Below are 17,235 nucleotides of genomic sequence, written 5' to 3' on the forward strand. Positions count from 1 at the left end.
CCGTTTGTTCGTACAAAAACGAATAGCATAATAATGAACATTGAAAATGAGAAAGGCAATTTCAATGGTGTGAACGATATTCCCAAAACGTTTTCTTATGAATTAGGGACAGAGAAAGATTCCTTAATATTATCACTTATCTCCGAGCAGGATTCCATCGCAGTAATGCTCAAACATGGACAACAGGCAACATTCCAAATAATAAGAGAGGCAAAAGGAGATACTGCAACCTGTATTTTCACATCCGTTAAAACTATCAAAGCAGCAATTTTTGATGATAACTATAAAAAATTAAATTCAGGTAAAACAATTATCCAGGCACCGGAGGTCTATGAGCTGATCAATATTATTTTCTCCTTAACTGAGTATGGCAAAACAGGAGCGATTTATAAGGGAACCAGCTATTACCAGACCGTAAAAAAACATTTCGCGCCTTATGCCTCACTGCCAGCCGTCCATGTACTTGATTCACTTTTAAAAGATCCCGATAATCAATATGCTCCTTTGAAAATGGACAGTTATGCGTTTCAGTTTAAAGGAGATAAAATTGAAAAATCTGGTGTTTATGACCGGGTAAGCTGGGGAAGTGTTAATACGCTCGAACTTTATTTGCCATTACTGGAAGCCTTTGCAAAAAAGTCGGGATTCAGAGATTTTTATAAGCAACATAAAACTTTTTACGAAGGTCTGGAAACTGATTTTCAAAAAAATATTAATGTTGCTGATATGAAGGTATGGCTGGAAAAGCAATTTCCCAGGACAAAATATTCCGCAATTAAAGTAATTTTTTCACCACTCGTGGGCTGGAACCAATCGGCCAATAGTTTTTTAGATAATGGATTTTCTGAGGCGCAGGCGCATGTTAATTACCCATTTGTGAATGAGCGGCAGAAAACTCAGGATCCTGCATTGACGCGTGGTCAGAGATCGATGATTGTATTTACGGAAATCAATCATAGTTATCTCAATCCGGAAGCAGATCAATATGCAAAGGAAATTGCAAAAGCTTTGAAGGATCTTGCGATGTGGACCACACAGGGCAAACCGGCTGCAAGTTATAATAACACGCTTTCTTGTTTTGAAGAATATATGAACTACGGGCTGGTGACACTTTACTACTCAGATATTTTTGACAAAAAAATCGCTGAAAACCTGAGATTAGCTATGGAAAATAATATGGTAACATTTCGTGGTTTTCAAAAATTTAAAGAGTTTGATCAGGAGCTTTTGAGGTTATACCAGACAAGAAAGCCCGGCCAGACGGTTGCTGATTTATATCCAGCCATCATTGCCTGGGCAGGGAAACCGGATGCGAAATAGTTAAAATCAGGTTTTTGATATTACTGACAAATTCATCATTGTTCTTTGAAAATTAAACCTTCAATAAACAACATATTCCCAGCCGGACTTTTTTTTATTTGGCACATATTTTTACAGGGCGATAAGATTAAATTTTTTCACCTAATCTTTTACGTCATGGAATTTGATATTGAAACGCAAGGTCAAACACAAACGAATCAGCCCGGAATTCAGAAGGATATGAATCCTGAACCGGTTGTGATTCGCGAAAATTACAAAGGAAGCGGCAAACTGGAAGGTAAAGTTGCTTTGATCACTGGCGGAGATAGTGGAATTGGCCGGTCAGTTGCCGTTCATTTTGCAAGAGAAGGAGCGGATGTAGCCATCGTTTATCTGGCCGAAAATCAGGATGCGGAGGATACCAAAAAAATGGTGGAAAACGAGGGGCGGCAATGTCTGACAATTCAGGGTGATATTCGTCAGCAAAGTACCTGCGAAGATGCGGTGGGAAATGTTATCCGCCAGTTTGGGAAGTTGAATATTCTTGTCAATAACGCAGCGGAACAGCACCCGCAGGAGCATATTGAAGGAATATCTTCGGCTCAGCTTACAAATACATTTAGTACCAATATTTTCTCGTTTTTTTATTTTACACAGGCTGCGTTAACGCATTTAAACGAGGGCGACAGCATCATCAACACAACATCTGTCACTGCGTATCACGGAAGTCCGGGTTTACTCGATTACTCTGCAACTAAAGGTGCGATCGTTGCATTTACCCGCTCACTTTCAGAAAATCTGGCTGAAAGGGGAATTCGCGTCAATGCTGTGGCACCGGGCCCAATCTGGACGCCGTTGATTCCATCAACATTCGATGCGGAACATGTAGCTGAATTTGGAAAAGACACACCATTTAAACGTCCGGGTCAGCCTTGCGAGGTGGCACCGTGTTACGTTTTTCTGGCAAGTGAAGATGCTTCCTATATTGGCGGTCAGGTTTTGCATCCAAACGGCGGGCAGATTATTAACGGATAATTATTGTTGAATACAAAAAAACGGATGCTCCGATATATTCAGAGCATCCGTTTTTTGTATTGAATGAATTATAAACCGAAACCTAACGCCAGACCTTTGATAGGCGTACTGAAAGGGAATTTATGCTGAACAGTACCTGAGGCAATATCAACAGCATAGAAACTGGTGTTACCCGCAACGGTGAAGATTGCATATCCAGTGCCCGAAACGTTTCCGATGTCAAATCCAATTGAAGAATCAACGTCAATGCCAAGCGCTTTCGGCTCAACCAAAACGCCGTCATTTGGAGGCATTTGTTTGTATAACAAATTTGACTGGCTATCAATATCGTATAAGGTTGTAGCCGTTACGCCAGGGTAACTGTTTGTATATGAGGCAGCCGTTACAAACGGAGTCGGTCCGCCAACACCGATTTTAAGAGAACCATCCACAGCAGTTACGCCGTCAGTAACATTAATCCGAAGGCTTTGTCCGGTATTGCTTACAACACGTAATCTGTCTGCAACAGGGTTAAAGTCAACACCGAACATTGTACCGCTAAGTGTTACAGGCGTATTATCCATAAGTTTCAGACTGGACAATTCAGTAGCTGCGCCAGATCCAAGATCAATTCCGTAAATTTTGCTGTTACTTCCCAAAGCATGCAAACGTCCGTTAACTGGTCTGATATCGATACCCATCAACATAACGCCAGTTGGTACGGTCACCGCTTTAGTGCCGTAATCATAGCCATTTGTTGGATTGAATATTTTGATATTGTTAGAACCATCCAAAGCATATGCGACCGGAAGAGAAGGAATTGCAATCCCGATAATATTTACACCCGTTGGTAAATTTCCAAGTTTTTGTAGTCTTCCGGTTGAGAGATTGACAAAATCAAGCTCCCAGACATTGGATATTTTAACCGAAGCGATAGGATAAACGTCAGCCGCATTTATATCCGGAGAAATATCAAATCCGCCTACATCCTGTATATCCAGACCCAAACCACCCACAGGCACCAAAGCACCCGGATTTGGCGGATTTTGAATATATAACATATCTGCAATCGGATCAATGTCGTAAAGCGTTGTTCCAACACCCGGAGCGGCAGTTACACCGGCACGGCTATTTGTATAGGCCACAGCTCCAATCGTAGTGGACGGCCCGTTTAGCGGAGAATCTCCAGCTACAACAGCACCCGTTTCAGGATGCAGGCGAAGATTCTGAGCTGTATTGGTTACCACACGAATTCTGTCAACCGTTGGGTTGAAGTCAAAACCGATGTTTGAACCTGATAATGTTGTAGCAATTGGCGCAATTCCAATTCGTATAGCCTTTCCCTGCTGATCCCCGGATTTTACGTTGATCTGATAAAGATTGCTTTGGGCACTTATTGCATAAAGCTGGCCTGTTGCAGGTCTGAAATCGATGCCGGCAAGAACGTCGCCGCTTTCAAGCCCTGTAATAGAAAATGATCTTAGTGGTGTTGTAGTGTTTTTTACATTGAGTTCGTGAAGTTGATTGTTGTCCGAAAGCGCGTAGAAAATCCGGTCAGGAAGTGCTTGTTCGGTAGGAGCAAGACGGTGATCTTCGCAGGAGTACATGGCCAGGGAGGCCGCAAGACCGAGTGCAAACGTTGCCGTTTTCAAATGTTGCTTAAAAATTTCCATGAATCGGTTGAATTAGATGAGTGATACTTTCTACTCACATACGTTCAAACATTCCGCATGGATTAAAATCAGTGTTAAATTTTTAATTTAATTTTAATTCGATTTTAATTCAGCCAAACAATAATTTCTAAAACACTGCTAATCAATTATATATGAAAGGTGAACGTTTTTATATTCCTGTTTTTGCAACTGTGTTCTGAGTTTTTTGAATGTTTCTAAGGGCCCTTGCGAAGCAACCAGATTTACCAGCCATGCAGGAATAGTACCGGCAGGATCCACTGCGAGGGTATATTCAATTTTGACCTGATTTTTAGAAAGCGGCGTTATCATCCATTTTCCCAATGATTTTTGTATTCTTACAATATTCGCTTTTTCGGGTACATATCCGTTTACACAGGGAGCGTCCACTGTTATTATTTTATTTGCAGGATTTTGAGTGACTGTTATATGCGCAACGAAATCCCGGTTTTGGGCAGGCCAGGGTAGTATAACTTCCGAATAGTAATAAAGTTCGGATGGGGAAACCTGTTTAAGCAAAACACAGGATTTAGTACTGTAAACCCACTCCTGGCCTTTTTCAATATTCATAATGACAGCAACGAGCTGTGAAGCCGATGCATTAAGGATGCATTCAATTTTTAGAGCCTTTATTTTTGAAGTCAGTATTGACTTTGTAAAAACTTTAACTCCATCCTTTTCCGTACTCAGTTTCCAGGATTCCTGAGCATAGGTTGTCTGGAAAAAAGCTACCGAAATTATAAAAAATATGAATCTTTTGAACATCTGAAATTAAACTATTCCAACAGTAAAAGAAGTCTACCGTTTTGCTGCCTTGGTAACAGCTTTTGGAACAAAATAATTACGTACGGATAGTTTGATACATAACCAAAAATAAAAAACCCCGGAATTCCAGGGCTCTTTATTAAATATCGTAACCTTTAATTGATATAGAACTTACATCAACCTGACACAATAATAAGAAATAAAGTAAAGAGCTGAAAGTGTGATAATAAGAAACTTCAAAACGATCCCGACAGCCCTGTTTTTTATCTTCTCATATTGAAAAAAACAATCTCCTCCCTGACAAAATATATACCCGTTTTTGGATGGTAAGTGACTTATTTTATTCTGATAAAAAGAAAGAATTTAAACTTTTGAAGAATATTATAAAAAAGGGTACCCTCATGATTTCGGGTATTGTCATATGGTGTATAAGTCAAAATTTAATATTGAAAAAATTTGAAAAAGCGGAATTATAAATTGATTCAATGCGGAATGGTAAAATATTTTTCTGAATTAAATTTTTCAAAATGTAATCTGAATTGAAAACTTTTTAACCCGGTGAAGTTTATGTTTAACCCAAAAAATCATTGATAAATATGAATAAATCCTTACCCAAAAAAGCCATTGCGCTTTGGATTATTTTGCTTGCAGGAAGCCTGAGTCATCCGGCCCGCTCCGTCGCTAGCACAAGTATCGGAAAAGAAGGCCACGTCTCTGTGGCGATTACGGTAAAAGGAAAGGTAACTTCGGAAGAGGATGGGTCCGGAATTCCCGGAGTCAATGTTGTGATTAAAGGCAGTATGACGGGTACTTCCACCGATGCAGAAGGAAATTACACCATCGAAGTTCCGTCTCAAAGCGACATACTGGTCTATTCCTTTCTGGGATTTATTTCAAAAGAAGTTCCTGTTGGCAGTCTGTCGACGATCAATGTTTCTCTGCTTACTGATTCAAAACAATTAAGCGAGGTTGTGGTAACGGCACTTGGTTTCAGAGAAAACAAGGACCGCATGGGTTCAACTTCATCTACAATTAAAGCGGATGACATTCGTCGGTCCGGGGAAACCGGAGTAATTAACGGCCTGGCTGGTAAGGCTGCCGGTGTGCAGATTTCGCGTTCCAGCGGTGACCCGGGCGCAGGTTCCAACATCCAGATCCGCGGTCAGAATACGATTACAGGCTCCAATCAGCCATTGGTTATCATCGATGGTATTCCGATGAGCAACACAACGGAGGGAGACGCGCGGGGAGGAGTTGCCCAGCAATCACGTTTAAACGATATCAATCCCGAAGACATTGCCAGTATGCAGGTTTTGAAAGGTGCTTCGGCGGCAGGTTTATGGGGTTCCCGCGCAGCAAACGGAGTGATTGTTATTACTACAAAACGTGGCGCAGATGATAAAAAAATGAACATCAGTTATACATCAACGGCTTCTTTTGATAAAGTAAACGTGTTGCATCCTTTGCAATCTGCATTTGGTCAGGGATCAGGTGGCGTTTATAGTCCGACTACACAATATTCATGGGGAGATAAAATCTCAACACGGACTGGCGGAGAAGACGAAGTGAATAAAAATGGTGCGCGTTTTGAAGCTTACAACGGGCCAACATTTTACCCTATCATCAAAAAGAATTCTCAGGAAACATACAACCAGGCACGTGAAGATGCAGTTTTTCGTACCGGTACATATTTTGATAATAACCTGGCGATCAGTGGTGGAAATGAAAAAGGAAACTTTTATTTAAGCCTTGGCAATCTTTCTCAAAAAGGTATTTTCGCCGGACAAAGCGATTACAAAAGAAGCTCGGTGCGTTTTAACAGTACACGCCAGTTTAATGATATACTAAGAATTTCGACAAATGCGACTTACGTAAGAACAACCTCAAACCGTATTCAGAAAGGTGATAATACCAGCGGTCTTTATCTGGGTATGCTTAGGTCTTCCCCGGATTTTGACAGTCGTTATTGGAAAGGCTCCTATTTCTCTTCGCCGACTGCATCTGCGATTACAAACCGTCAGCGTTCATATCGCAATTATCTGGGAGCATCGGCTAACCCAAGTTATAATGATCCATTATGGACTATTCATGAACTGACAAATCTTTCGGAGGTTGACCGTTTTATCATGAGCACCGAAGCGGTGGTAAGTCCTACAAACTGGTTTAATATTACGGCAAGAGGTGGGTTGGATACGTATACAGATAGGCGTGTAACTAACAACCCCGTCAACTCAGTTGCAAATTCAGGAGCTGGCCAGTATGAGCAGCAAATGATTAAGGAAACCGAATTGAATATGGATGTGATCGGCCGTGCTACGCATAATATCACCAAAGATATTACGGGAACGCTGATTGTTGGTTTTAACGTAAATGACAGAAAATATAACAGTTTGGGTGGTTTGATGAACAACTTTATTCTGGAAGATGCACCGGCAAACTTTACAAACTCAACTTTCGCAAATAACTATCCATACAACAGTGAAAGACACCGTCGAATGGCGCGTCTTTATTCTACTTTGAACTTAGGATTTTATGATCAGTTATATCTGAATGTCTCCGCGGCTGGCGAAGCAGGCTCAACATTTGGTAGTTTGTCCAAATCAACGTTTTACTATCCTTCGTCGGATATTGCATGGCAGTTTACACAATTGCCGGTTTTTGCCAATAATGAAATTCTTTCATTTGGTAAAATCCGCGGTTCCATTGGAGTGGTGGGTATTCAGCCGGATGCTTACAAAAATACCACACCTTATGTAAATGCGGCATTCAGCAGCTGGGCAACGGATTTAAGTGGTGCAGGTTACGGTGGGGCATACGTGCAAAGTTACACACAAGGTGATCCAAACCTGAGACCGGAACGTAAAACAGAATTTGAATTAGGGACTGATCTTCGTTTTTTCAAGAACAAACTTTCTGCCGGTTTTACCTATTATCAGAACGAAATTAAAGATCTTCTTTTGCAGGTTTCTGCGGCTGGCTCAACAGGTTTTACACAGAAATATACAAATGCCGGTAAAATGCAGAATAAAGGTTTGGAAGTTGATCTTAACATGAATGTTTTCCAGAAAAAGGATTGGAACGTAAATGTTTTTGCCAACTGGAGTAAAAATACCAATGAAGTTACAGACCTGGGCGGAACACAGATTATAACATTTACAAGCGGTGCGCTCAGTACCGTTGCTAACGTTGGTCATGCATTGTCTTCATTCTACGGCGGAACTTACAAACGTAAAGAAGGTGGTGAAATGGATCTGACAACCAATGGATTTCCTCAATTAAGCACAACACTTGGTATTATTGGTAACCCGAATCCTAAATGGCGGGGTGGTTTTGGTACCAATGTTTCTTATAAAAATGTTTCGCTTAATGTACTTTTCGAAACTTCCCAAGGAGCCAGTTTCTACGAGGGAACAAAAGGAGTTTTAGTGAATTTTGGTACCTATGCAGATGTTGGGCATGAAGTTACTTTGGCTCAGGATACATATAATTATGCAGGAAAGCTAACACCTGCCGGAACGACAGTGAGAGGAAATATAGCTGATTATGGCGGAGGGCCGGTTTTGCTTGATCAGTCGTTTTACACATCTATCGGTGGGCATTCCGGGCAGTTGGCTGAGCAATTTGTAAAAGACGGCAGCTGGACGCGTATCCGTGAAATTTCTCTTGGATATAGTCTGAAATCGGCTGGGTTTAAAAAGAAAACAAAACTGCAATCTGTTGATTTTACAGTGACTGCAAGAAACCCTGTTTTATGGACAAAAATTGTTGGTGTGGATCCGGAAACAAATGTTTCTGGTGTCGGTAACGCGCGTGGGGTAGATTACTTCAACAACCCGAACACGAAGTCTTTGGTGTTCAGCCTTAAAGTCAATTATTAATTTTCAAATTGGTAACTCATGAAAAGAATATATAAATCAGTTTTTGCACTATTAGTTGGCCTCGGATTTATTTCCTGTGAGGGAATTGTTGATAACCTGAATAAAGATCCCAATAACGCAACTGACGCACCGGCAAGGTATGTTTTTACGGGGACGGAAATCGCAAATATGGCAGCGCAGGAAGGGCTTGCCAGCCGGCTTGCCATCGTGTGGACAGGTTATGGAAAAGGTACTTTCCAGCAGCTGGGAACCTGGTATTTGTATCAGATCACTGCCAGTAATTTTGATGACGACTGGAATTTATTTTTCGCTGGTGTCAACAAAAATGCGCTGATTGCTATTGAAAAAGCAGAAGCACTTGGCAACCGGAAAATGGCGGGTATAACCAAAATCATTCAGGTAAATGGTATGGCGACGGCAACGGAATTGTGGGGAGATATTCCTTATACAGAGGCCGGAAACACCACTGAATATCCAAACCCTAAATTTGAAACCCAGGCCGAATTATATCCCAAATTGCTTGCCCGTCTGGATGAAGCCATTGCAGATCTGGAATCAGGCATTGGGATTGTTACCACAGAAGATATTTACCTCGGCGGTGATGCTACAAAATGGAAGCAGGTTGCGTACACTTTAAAAGCGCGTCTTCTTACAGATACAAAACAATATGACGCTGCTTTGACAGCCGCAACAACAGGTGTCAGTACGTTTGCCAACTCGCTTTATGCCATCCATGGTACAACAGCCAGTGTCAATGAAAATGCCAATTACAGCTTTTTGACAAACATTCGTGCAGGAAGTATTACAGGTGAAGATTCATATCTGACTTTTCTTCTCAATCCTGCCAATGCCAAATATCGTGGAAATGCAAAAACAATTGAGACAGCGCGGTTTAAGTTTTATTATCTTGAAAACGGTGTAAATGCTCCGGGTGTTATCGAGCCCAACACATCTACAACAACAACAGCTCGCGGTTTTTTTGCAAGAGATGCAAGTTTTCCCTTGATCACTTACCAGGAAAATGTGCTTACAATGGCGGAAGCTGCATTACGCTCTGGTAAAGGTTTCGATGTTGCTCTGGGTCATCTGAACAGTTATCGTGCATTTCTTAACGGAGGCGGATATTTGCATGCTACTTATAAGGTCGCTGGAAATTACAAATACGAAGCTTACGTGGCAGCGGATTTTGCAGCAGGCGGAATGGAAAATAAAGATGGTATTACGGCTGATCAGGCGTTGCTCCGTGAAATCCTTGAAGAGCGTTACGTGACCTTCTACGGTCAGCACATTGGCTGGGATGATGAGCGCCGGACGCGGTCAGAAGCGGTGGGTATCAAAATTACACCTAGCAACGGAACACAACTTCCAGGCCGTTTTATCTATTCTCAAAACGAATTAAACTCAAATATAAACAGTCCTGCCGTGGCACCTGGTTTGTTTGAGCTGACTAGCATTTATAAATAATCTGTTCAGAATATAACAATGAAAAAACGAATCATTCTGATGGGTTTGCTGTGTTATTTATCTGTGGACGTTATCGGTCAGAGAAATTCAGAGAAAGAGGCGATTGTCTCTTCTCTGGATAAACTGACGCCTGCCTATGGAGAGACTGCGAAAAAGATCTGGGGGTATGCCGAACCGGGTTATCAGGAAACAAAAAGCTCTGCCCTGTTACAGCAAAAATTAAAAGAAGCTGGTTTTAAAGTCACCGCAGGCGTGGCCGGAATCCCCACTGCCTTTGTGGCGACTTATGGAACGGAAGGCCAGAAGGTTGGAATCCTAGCAGAATTTGACGCGCTGCCAGGTTTGTCTCAAACCAGCGATCCGGAAAAAAAAGAAGCGGTGGCCGGTGCAGCCGGACATGGTTGTGGTCATAATCTTTTTGGCGTAGGTTCTGTTGCAGCGGGAATTGCTGTAAAGGACTGGCTCAAAAGTAGTGGAACCAAAGGTTCTGTCACTGTTTTTGGAACACCGGCAGAGGAAGGCGGGTCGGGAAAAGTTTATATGGTAAGAGCCGGTTTGTTTGATGATATTGATGCCGTTTTACATTGGCACCCAAGCGATAGAAATCTTGCCAATGCAACTTCTTCCCTTGCCAATATGTCTGCAAAATTCCGCTTTCATGGCGTATCGGCACATGCTGCAGCTGCTCCGGATCGCGGCCGTTCTGCACTGGATGGCGTGGAGGCAATGGATGATATGGTAAATATGATGCGTGAGCATATGCCTTCCGATGCCAGAATTCATTATGTGATCACAAAAGGTGGTGAAGCTCCCAATGTTGTCCCTGACTTTGCCGAAGTTTACTATTATGTAAGACATCCTGAAATGCAAACAGTTAAGGAGCTTTTTGCCCGTGTTGTGAAAGCAGCGCAAGGTGCAGCGATGGGTACGGAAACCACGGTGGACTATGAAGTTACCGGTGGAGCATTTAATTTGCTGCCGAATGAAACGCTGGCAAAGATCATGTACGAAAACCTGAGTGAAGTTGGCGGTGTAAAATATAGTGAAGAAGAAAAGGTATATGCTGATAAAATAAGGACTTCATTCACTGGGAAACTTCCTTCAATGGATGCAGCTGTTTTAATTCAGCCTTACAAAGTAGAAAAGATTCGTGAAGGCGGAGGTGGTTCTACGGACGTTGGAGATGTAAGTTGGGCAGTACCAACCGCCGGCGTGAGAATTGCCACTTTCGTTCCGGGAACTCCTGGCCATAGCTGGCAGGCAGTTGCCTGCGGCGGTACCTCAATAGGTACAAAAGGCATGATGGTTGCCGCAAAGTCGATGGCACTATCAGCCTATGATATTTTTAAAAATCCTTCGGTATTGAAAACTGCCAAGGATGAACTTGAAGAAAAACGCGGTGCCGGTTTTAAATATGAGGCGATGGTGGGAGACAGAAAACCTGCTCTTGATTATCGTAACAAGTAGTTTTAGCTTTATGTCAAATCCAATTCAAATGAATCTAAAAACTTATACCGCCTGTGTTCTTGGCCTCGTGGGTTCACTTCAATCCGTTTCTTTTGCTCAAAAACTGTCAAAAGAAGAGATTTTAATCACAAAAAATGTTGAGAAAAATCACAAAGAATCTGTGAAGTTTTTAGAAGAAACGGTCAATATCAACAGTGGCTCGCAAAATCCGGCTGGTGTGAAAAAAGTGGGTGCGCTGTATAAAAAGCTGTTGGATGATATCGGATTTACGACAACCTGGGTAGATATGCCGGAATCCATGAACCGCGGCGGACATTTAATCGCTGAGATCAAGGGTACGAAAGGAAAGAAATTATTGCTCATCGGGCATATGGACACGGTTTTCGAAGCGGACAGTCCTTTTCAGAAATGGGAACAGAAAGATAGTATCGCCATTGGTCCGGGATCCTGCGATATGAAAGGTGGGAATATGGTAATGATTTATGCCTTGCGTGCCATGAAAGAAGCTAATTTGTTGAAAGACAGGCAAATTGTTGTGATTATCCATGGTGACGAGGAAAGTGCAGGTTCCCCGATCGAGATAAGCCGCAAAGATATTATTGATATCGCAAAGCGAAGTGATATTGCCTTGGGTTTTGAAAATGGAACAGGTTTTAATTATGCAACCGTTGCCCGTCGTGGTGCAAGCGGCTGGTCACTGAAAGTTTCAGGAAAACAGTCGCATTCATCAGGAATTTTTTCTGCGAATGCCGGTGCAGGAGCAATTTATGAAACAGCGAGAATTCTGAATTCTTTTTACGAAGAATTGCAGGAACCAAATCTAACGTTCAGTCCGGGCCTGATCATGGGCGGCACTGCAACCGATATGACAGCAACTTCAATCGAAGGAAAAGCGTCTGGGAAAACCAATTTGATAGCCAACACCACAGTTGTTAATGGCGATCTTCGTTTTCTCACCAATGAACAATTGGAAAATGCGCGAACAAAGATGAAAGTGATTGCGGCTAAAAATCTTCCGCTGACAAAAGCTGAGATTACGTTCAAAGACGGTTATCCAGCAATGCCGCCAACAGAAGGGAATATGGGTGTCTTAAATGTTCTGAATAAGGTTAGTCTGGATCTTGGGCAGGGCGAGGTAAAAGCATATGATCCGGGAAAAAGAGGTGCTGGTGATATTTCATTCGTTGCGCAGTATGTTGATGGTCTTGATGGCCTGGGAGTACAAGGCGGAGGTGCCCATGCACCGGGAGAATATGTCAATCTTAATTCAATCGAAGCGATCGTAAAACGCACGGCGATCCTGATGTTAAGGTTGACAAAATAAAGGGTGAGAAAAAAAGGTGCGGTGCACCGAAATACTTGTAGGAAATGAAAGATTACCTACAAAAGCATAAGGTGCAGCGCACCGGAATAATTTCCGCCACAATTTTAAACACCGGAAAATAAACCCACTTTTAAAATGAAAAAAATTACCATATTCACTTTTCTCGCCTTATCATTCAACGTTTCAGCTCAAAATTTCTCCCCAAAAGAAATAAAGGCTTTGAGAAAGGAAGGACAGCAAATCACCATTGTAAAAGATAAATATGGCGTTCCTCATGTGTACGCCAAAACTGACGAACAAGCAGTTTTCGGTATGAGTTATGTACAATGCGAAGAATTTTTCGATAAACTGGAATCATCATTGATCAGCAGGCTTGGACGTCAGGCAGAAGTGGATGGCGAGGCAGCGATTTACAAAGATCTTTGGACAAGAATATACACAGATTCTACACGAGCCAAGGCTTTGTACAAAGAATCGCCGAAATGGCTTCAAAAATTGTGTGACGGATTTGCAGCTGGTGTAAACCTTTACCTGATCGCGCATCCTGAAAAAAAGACCAAACTAATAAAACGCGTTGAGCCCTGGATGTCATTGATGAACAATGTTCCGGCACTGGGTGGCAGCAATATCGATGAGGCAGGTTTTGCTGCGTTTTATTCAAAAAAAACACCAAGGTTTACTTCTTACATACCCAGTTTTGAACCGGACAATTTTCGTGAGCCGGCAGGATCAAATGGCTGGGCAATAGCACCTACCCGCACGAAAAATAAAAATGCGATGATTTTGATCAATCCGCACTCGGAATTTTACGGTCGTATTGAAATTCAGGTTACAAGCGAAGAAGGGCTAAACTCCTATGGCGCACCTTTTATTGGTCAATTCAGCCTTTTTCAGGGTTTTAATGAATATCTTGGGTGGATGCATCCGGTTTCTTTATCTGACGGAAAAGATTTGTATGCCGAAACAGTTGAGCAGAAAGACGGTAAGTATTTTTATAAATACAACGGTGAAATGAAAGCAGTTGATAGTACTGAAATCACGGTCCCTTATAAAAAAGGGAATGAGATGCTGAGCAGGAAGTTTACCGTATACCGCACACATCACGGTCCGGTCGTGTCTGTTCTGAACAAAAAATGGGTAACGCTTAAAACAATTGATGGCAGTATTGATCTGCTTGCTATGCATTGGGAAAAGATGAAAGCGAAAAACTTTGATCAGTTTAAAGCATCCATGGATAAACGCGTGATGACTGGAAGTAACGTAATGTATGCCGACAGAGACGGGAATATCGCTTATTGGCATGGGAACTTTGTTCCAAAAAAGGATCCTTCATTAAACTGGAAACGTCCTGTGGATGGAAGTACGGATGCCACGGAATGGAAAGGTACTTTCGCATTGGATGAGATTCCTAACTACAAAAACCCGGCGAATGGCTGGCTTCAAAATTGTAATTCTACCGTTTTGTATGCAACCGGTCCATACGATTCAACAATGGCGAAAAAGCCGGAATTTATGTTTCCTGACGGACAAACGCCTCGCGCGATGAATGCGGTAAAGTTGCTTGACAAAATCCAGGATGCAACAATGGATGACATCATTGCGGCCGCCCATGATACCTATTTACCAAATGCAGCCCGGTTCATACCAAATCTGATCTATTCTTATACCAGTTCAGAAAAGCCTATGCCGGAATTGGCCGGTCCGATTGAGGTATTGAAAAAATGGGATTTCAGAACGGATACGAGTTCTATTGCCACTACACTTGCCGTCATGTGGATTGAAAAAGTGATTGAAATGGATGTTGCCAAACTGGAAAAACCATATACCAACGAAGAAAGATATTCAGTAACAAACGGCGCGGCCGTTTCGACGGACAACCTTACAGCGCGCCAAATGACAGATGCATTAAAAGATGTTGTTGCAGAGCTGACCAAAGATTTTGGTACCTGGAAAGTTGCCTGGGGAACTATAAACCGCTATCAGAGAAATCCCGAAGGTGAACTGGGAAGCGATAATAAAAAAAGCTGGCTGCTGCCCGCAACGCCGGGTTACCTGGGTTCCCTGAATGCTTATGTGAGCAAGAAAAGTCCTGATTCGAAAAACCGATATGGCATTACGGGAAATACCTTTGTCGCGGTAGTAGAATTTGGAAAGGAACTGAAAGCCAAAACAATTTTAACCGGCGGTTCAAGTTCGGATCCAATGTCACCGCACTTTACCGATCAGGTGGATGGCTATATCAACCATCAATATAAAGACATCTTTTTCTATAAAAAGGACGTCCTGAAAAACGCAGAAAAAACATATCATCCCGGAGAATAACGAACAAAATCCGTCTGTCAGAAGCAGACGGATTTTCTGGTTTAATTCGGTGATTTATAAAAATTAAAACAATGAAAAATCAATCGAACTTTTCTAATCCGCACGGCCGCAGAAAAAGCAGTCTGACGGAGCGAGACACCGGTCGGACGGCTCTTTTTTGCCGTCCGACCGGTTTTAAAAATTGCTATATCAGCCAGGATTTGGCGTCATGAACAAAATAGAAAACAAGAAAAGCATACATAAACTCTTAACGGTCAAGTAACTCATTAAGTAAAACGATTTTTTATGAACAGAAGAAAGTTTGTTCAATTATCCGGGATGGGAGCCGCGTTATTTTCCTCCGGAATGGTACATGGCAAAATCATTTCGGCCGAAGAACTGATGATGCCGGGCATGGATGCCACTGCAAAAAAACGACTCGCAGATGTGGCACTCAATGCCGCAAAAAGTAAAGGAGCAACTTATGCCGATGTCCGTATCGGGCGGTATTTGAGGCAATATTTTTTCACCAAAGAAATGCGGGTTGAAAATATTGTCAATTCAGAATCTTACGGATTAGGAATTCGGGTGATCGCAAACGGAACCTGGGGTTTCTGCGCAACGAACGATTTGTCTGTTGATAGCATTGCCAAATGTGCGGCCACTGCTGTTGCCATTGCAAAAGCCAATTCCGAAATGCAGGAAGAGCCGGTCATTCTTGCTCCGCAAAAAGGCGTAGGAATCCAGACCTGGAAAACACCTATTACTAAAAATGCATTCACAATTCCTGTGAAAGAAAAGATTGATCTTTTGATGAAGGTGAACGGTGAAGCCATTAAAAATGGTGCGACTTTCGTGAACTCAAATCTTTTTTTTATTAACGAACAGAAATATTTTGCTTCAACAGACGGCTCCTATATCGATCAGGATGTGCATCGTATGTGGCCTACTTTCACCGTTACCGCGGTTGATAAAAAAGCCGGAAAATTTAAAACCCGTGATGCGCTAAGCGCACCGATCGGGATGGGTTATGAATATCTGGACGGGCTTGCTTCGGAAAAAACTTCTATTCTCGGCAAACCCACCGTGTATCGTTTTTCCTATGATATGGTGGAAGATGCGATTCTTGCCGCTCATCAGGCTCAGGAAAAGTTGACTGCAAAAACGGTTGTTGCTGGTAAATATGATATGATTCTTGATCCGTCAAATCTGGGTTTAACGATTCATGAATCCGTAGGCCATCCTCTGGAACTCGACCGCGTCTTAGGTTATGAGGCCAATCTTGCCGGCACCAGTTTCGCAACCATGGAAAAATGGGAATCCAAAACATTCGAGTATGGAAGTAAGATCGTCAATTTTGTTGCTGACAAAACACAGCCGAACAGTATGGCCGCGGTTGGATATGATGATGAAGGTGTGCCTTGCAAAAACTGGAATCTGATTAAGGACGGGATTCTTGTGAATTACCAGGCAACGCGTGATCAGGTTCACATTTTGGGTGAGAAAGAATCGCAGGGTTGCAGTTTTGCCGATAGCTGGGATTCGATACAGTTTCAACGTATGCCAAATGTTTCCTTGCAACCCGGAAAGGAAAAATATGGTGTCGCGGACATGATAAGGGATACTGAAAAAGGTATTTATATTTTAGGAAGAGGGTCATCTTCAATTGATCAGCAGCGTTACAATTTCCAGTTTAGCGGACAATTGTTTTATGAAATTAAAAACGGCGAGATCGTCGGCATGCTTGATAATGCGGCTTATCAATCCAATTCACAAGAATTTTGGAATTCATGTGCAAAGATCTGCGATAAGGACGATTACCGTTTGTTCGGTACTTTGTTTGACGGAAAGGGGCAGCCTGGGCAATCGAGCGCGGTGTCTCATGGATGTTCAACTTCGCGGTTCAATGGCGTGAATGTGATCAATACAGGGCGCAAAATATAATCTTGATTTTCTTGATTTGATGATTAGTTCAGGATTTTTTTTGATTGTGTTTTTGGCTGATTGAAAGGTTAAGAGGGCTTTTTGTAAA

General features: G+C 42.2%; 10 protein-coding genes. 8 read left to right on the forward strand and 2 right to left on the reverse strand.

Annotated elements, in window-relative coordinates:
• The first annotated feature begins 33 nt into the window (after positions 1-33).
• On the forward strand, positions 34-1,320 hold the full coding sequence (locus LXL81_RS06640) for a DUF4932 domain-containing protein (RefSeq protein WP_234645940.1): 1,287 nt from the start codon (positions 34-36) through the stop codon (positions 1,318-1,320).
• A 156-nt stretch (positions 1,321-1,476) separates the two neighbouring features.
• On the forward strand, positions 1,477-2,334 hold the full coding sequence (locus tag LXL81_RS06645) for an SDR family oxidoreductase (protein ID WP_234645941.1): 858 nt from the start codon (positions 1,477-1,479) through the stop codon (positions 2,332-2,334).
• Between the two features lie 68 nt (positions 2,335-2,402).
• On the opposite strand, the gene LXL81_RS06650 is transcribed toward LXL81_RS06645, so the two are convergent.
• Positions 2,403-3,986 carry a DUF4394 domain-containing protein gene (locus LXL81_RS06650; protein WP_234645942.1) on the reverse strand — a complete coding sequence of 528 codons (1,584 nt, stop codon included), beginning with the start codon at positions 3,984-3,986 and terminating at the stop codon, positions 2,403-2,405.
• A gap of 138 nt (positions 3,987-4,124) precedes the next feature.
• Positions 4,125-4,769 (reverse strand): START domain-containing protein, encoded by a 645-nt coding sequence (locus LXL81_RS06655; RefSeq protein WP_234645943.1) that lies wholly within the window; start codon positions 4,767-4,769, stop codon positions 4,125-4,127.
• Between the two features lie 596 nt (positions 4,770-5,365).
• Here LXL81_RS06655 and LXL81_RS06660 point away from each other — a divergent pair.
• The 6 genes from LXL81_RS06660 to LXL81_RS06685 all read left to right on the forward strand — a co-directional run bounded on the left by LXL81_RS06660 (position 5,366) and on the right by LXL81_RS06685 (position 17,147).
• Positions 5,366-8,647, forward strand: coding sequence for a SusC/RagA family TonB-linked outer membrane protein (locus LXL81_RS06660; protein ID WP_234645944.1), 3,282 nt, complete (start codon positions 5,366-5,368; stop codon positions 8,645-8,647).
• An 18-nt stretch (positions 8,648-8,665) separates the two neighbouring features.
• Positions 8,666-10,111, forward strand: coding sequence for a SusD/RagB family nutrient-binding outer membrane lipoprotein (locus LXL81_RS06665; protein WP_234645945.1), 1,446 nt, complete (start codon positions 8,666-8,668; stop codon positions 10,109-10,111).
• 18 nt (positions 10,112-10,129) lie between these two features.
• A complete protein-coding gene (locus tag LXL81_RS06670; protein ID WP_234645946.1) occupies positions 10,130-11,578 on the forward strand; it encodes an amidohydrolase in 1,449 nt (482 codons plus the stop codon).
• A gap of 28 nt (positions 11,579-11,606) precedes the next feature.
• Positions 11,607-12,902 carry a M20/M25/M40 family metallo-hydrolase gene (locus LXL81_RS06675; RefSeq protein WP_234645947.1) on the forward strand — a complete coding sequence of 432 codons (1,296 nt, stop codon included), beginning with the start codon at positions 11,607-11,609 and terminating at the stop codon, positions 12,900-12,902.
• Positions 12,903-13,037: 135 nt separating this feature from the next.
• The gene (locus tag LXL81_RS06680) at positions 13,038-15,224 is read left to right on the forward strand and encodes a penicillin acylase family protein (RefSeq protein ID WP_234645948.1); all 2,187 of its coding nucleotides are present in this window, start codon (positions 13,038-13,040) and stop codon (positions 15,222-15,224) included.
• Positions 15,225-15,509: 285 nt separating this feature from the next.
• The gene (locus LXL81_RS06685) at positions 15,510-17,147 is read left to right on the forward strand and encodes a TldD/PmbA family protein (RefSeq protein WP_234645949.1); all 1,638 of its coding nucleotides are present in this window, start codon (positions 15,510-15,512) and stop codon (positions 17,145-17,147) included.
• Positions 17,148-17,235: the final 88 nt, after the last annotated feature.

It is taken from the genome of Dyadobacter sp. CY356, from assembly GCF_021440195.1.
GTDB lineage: Bacteria > Bacteroidota > Bacteroidia > Cytophagales > Spirosomataceae > Dyadobacter.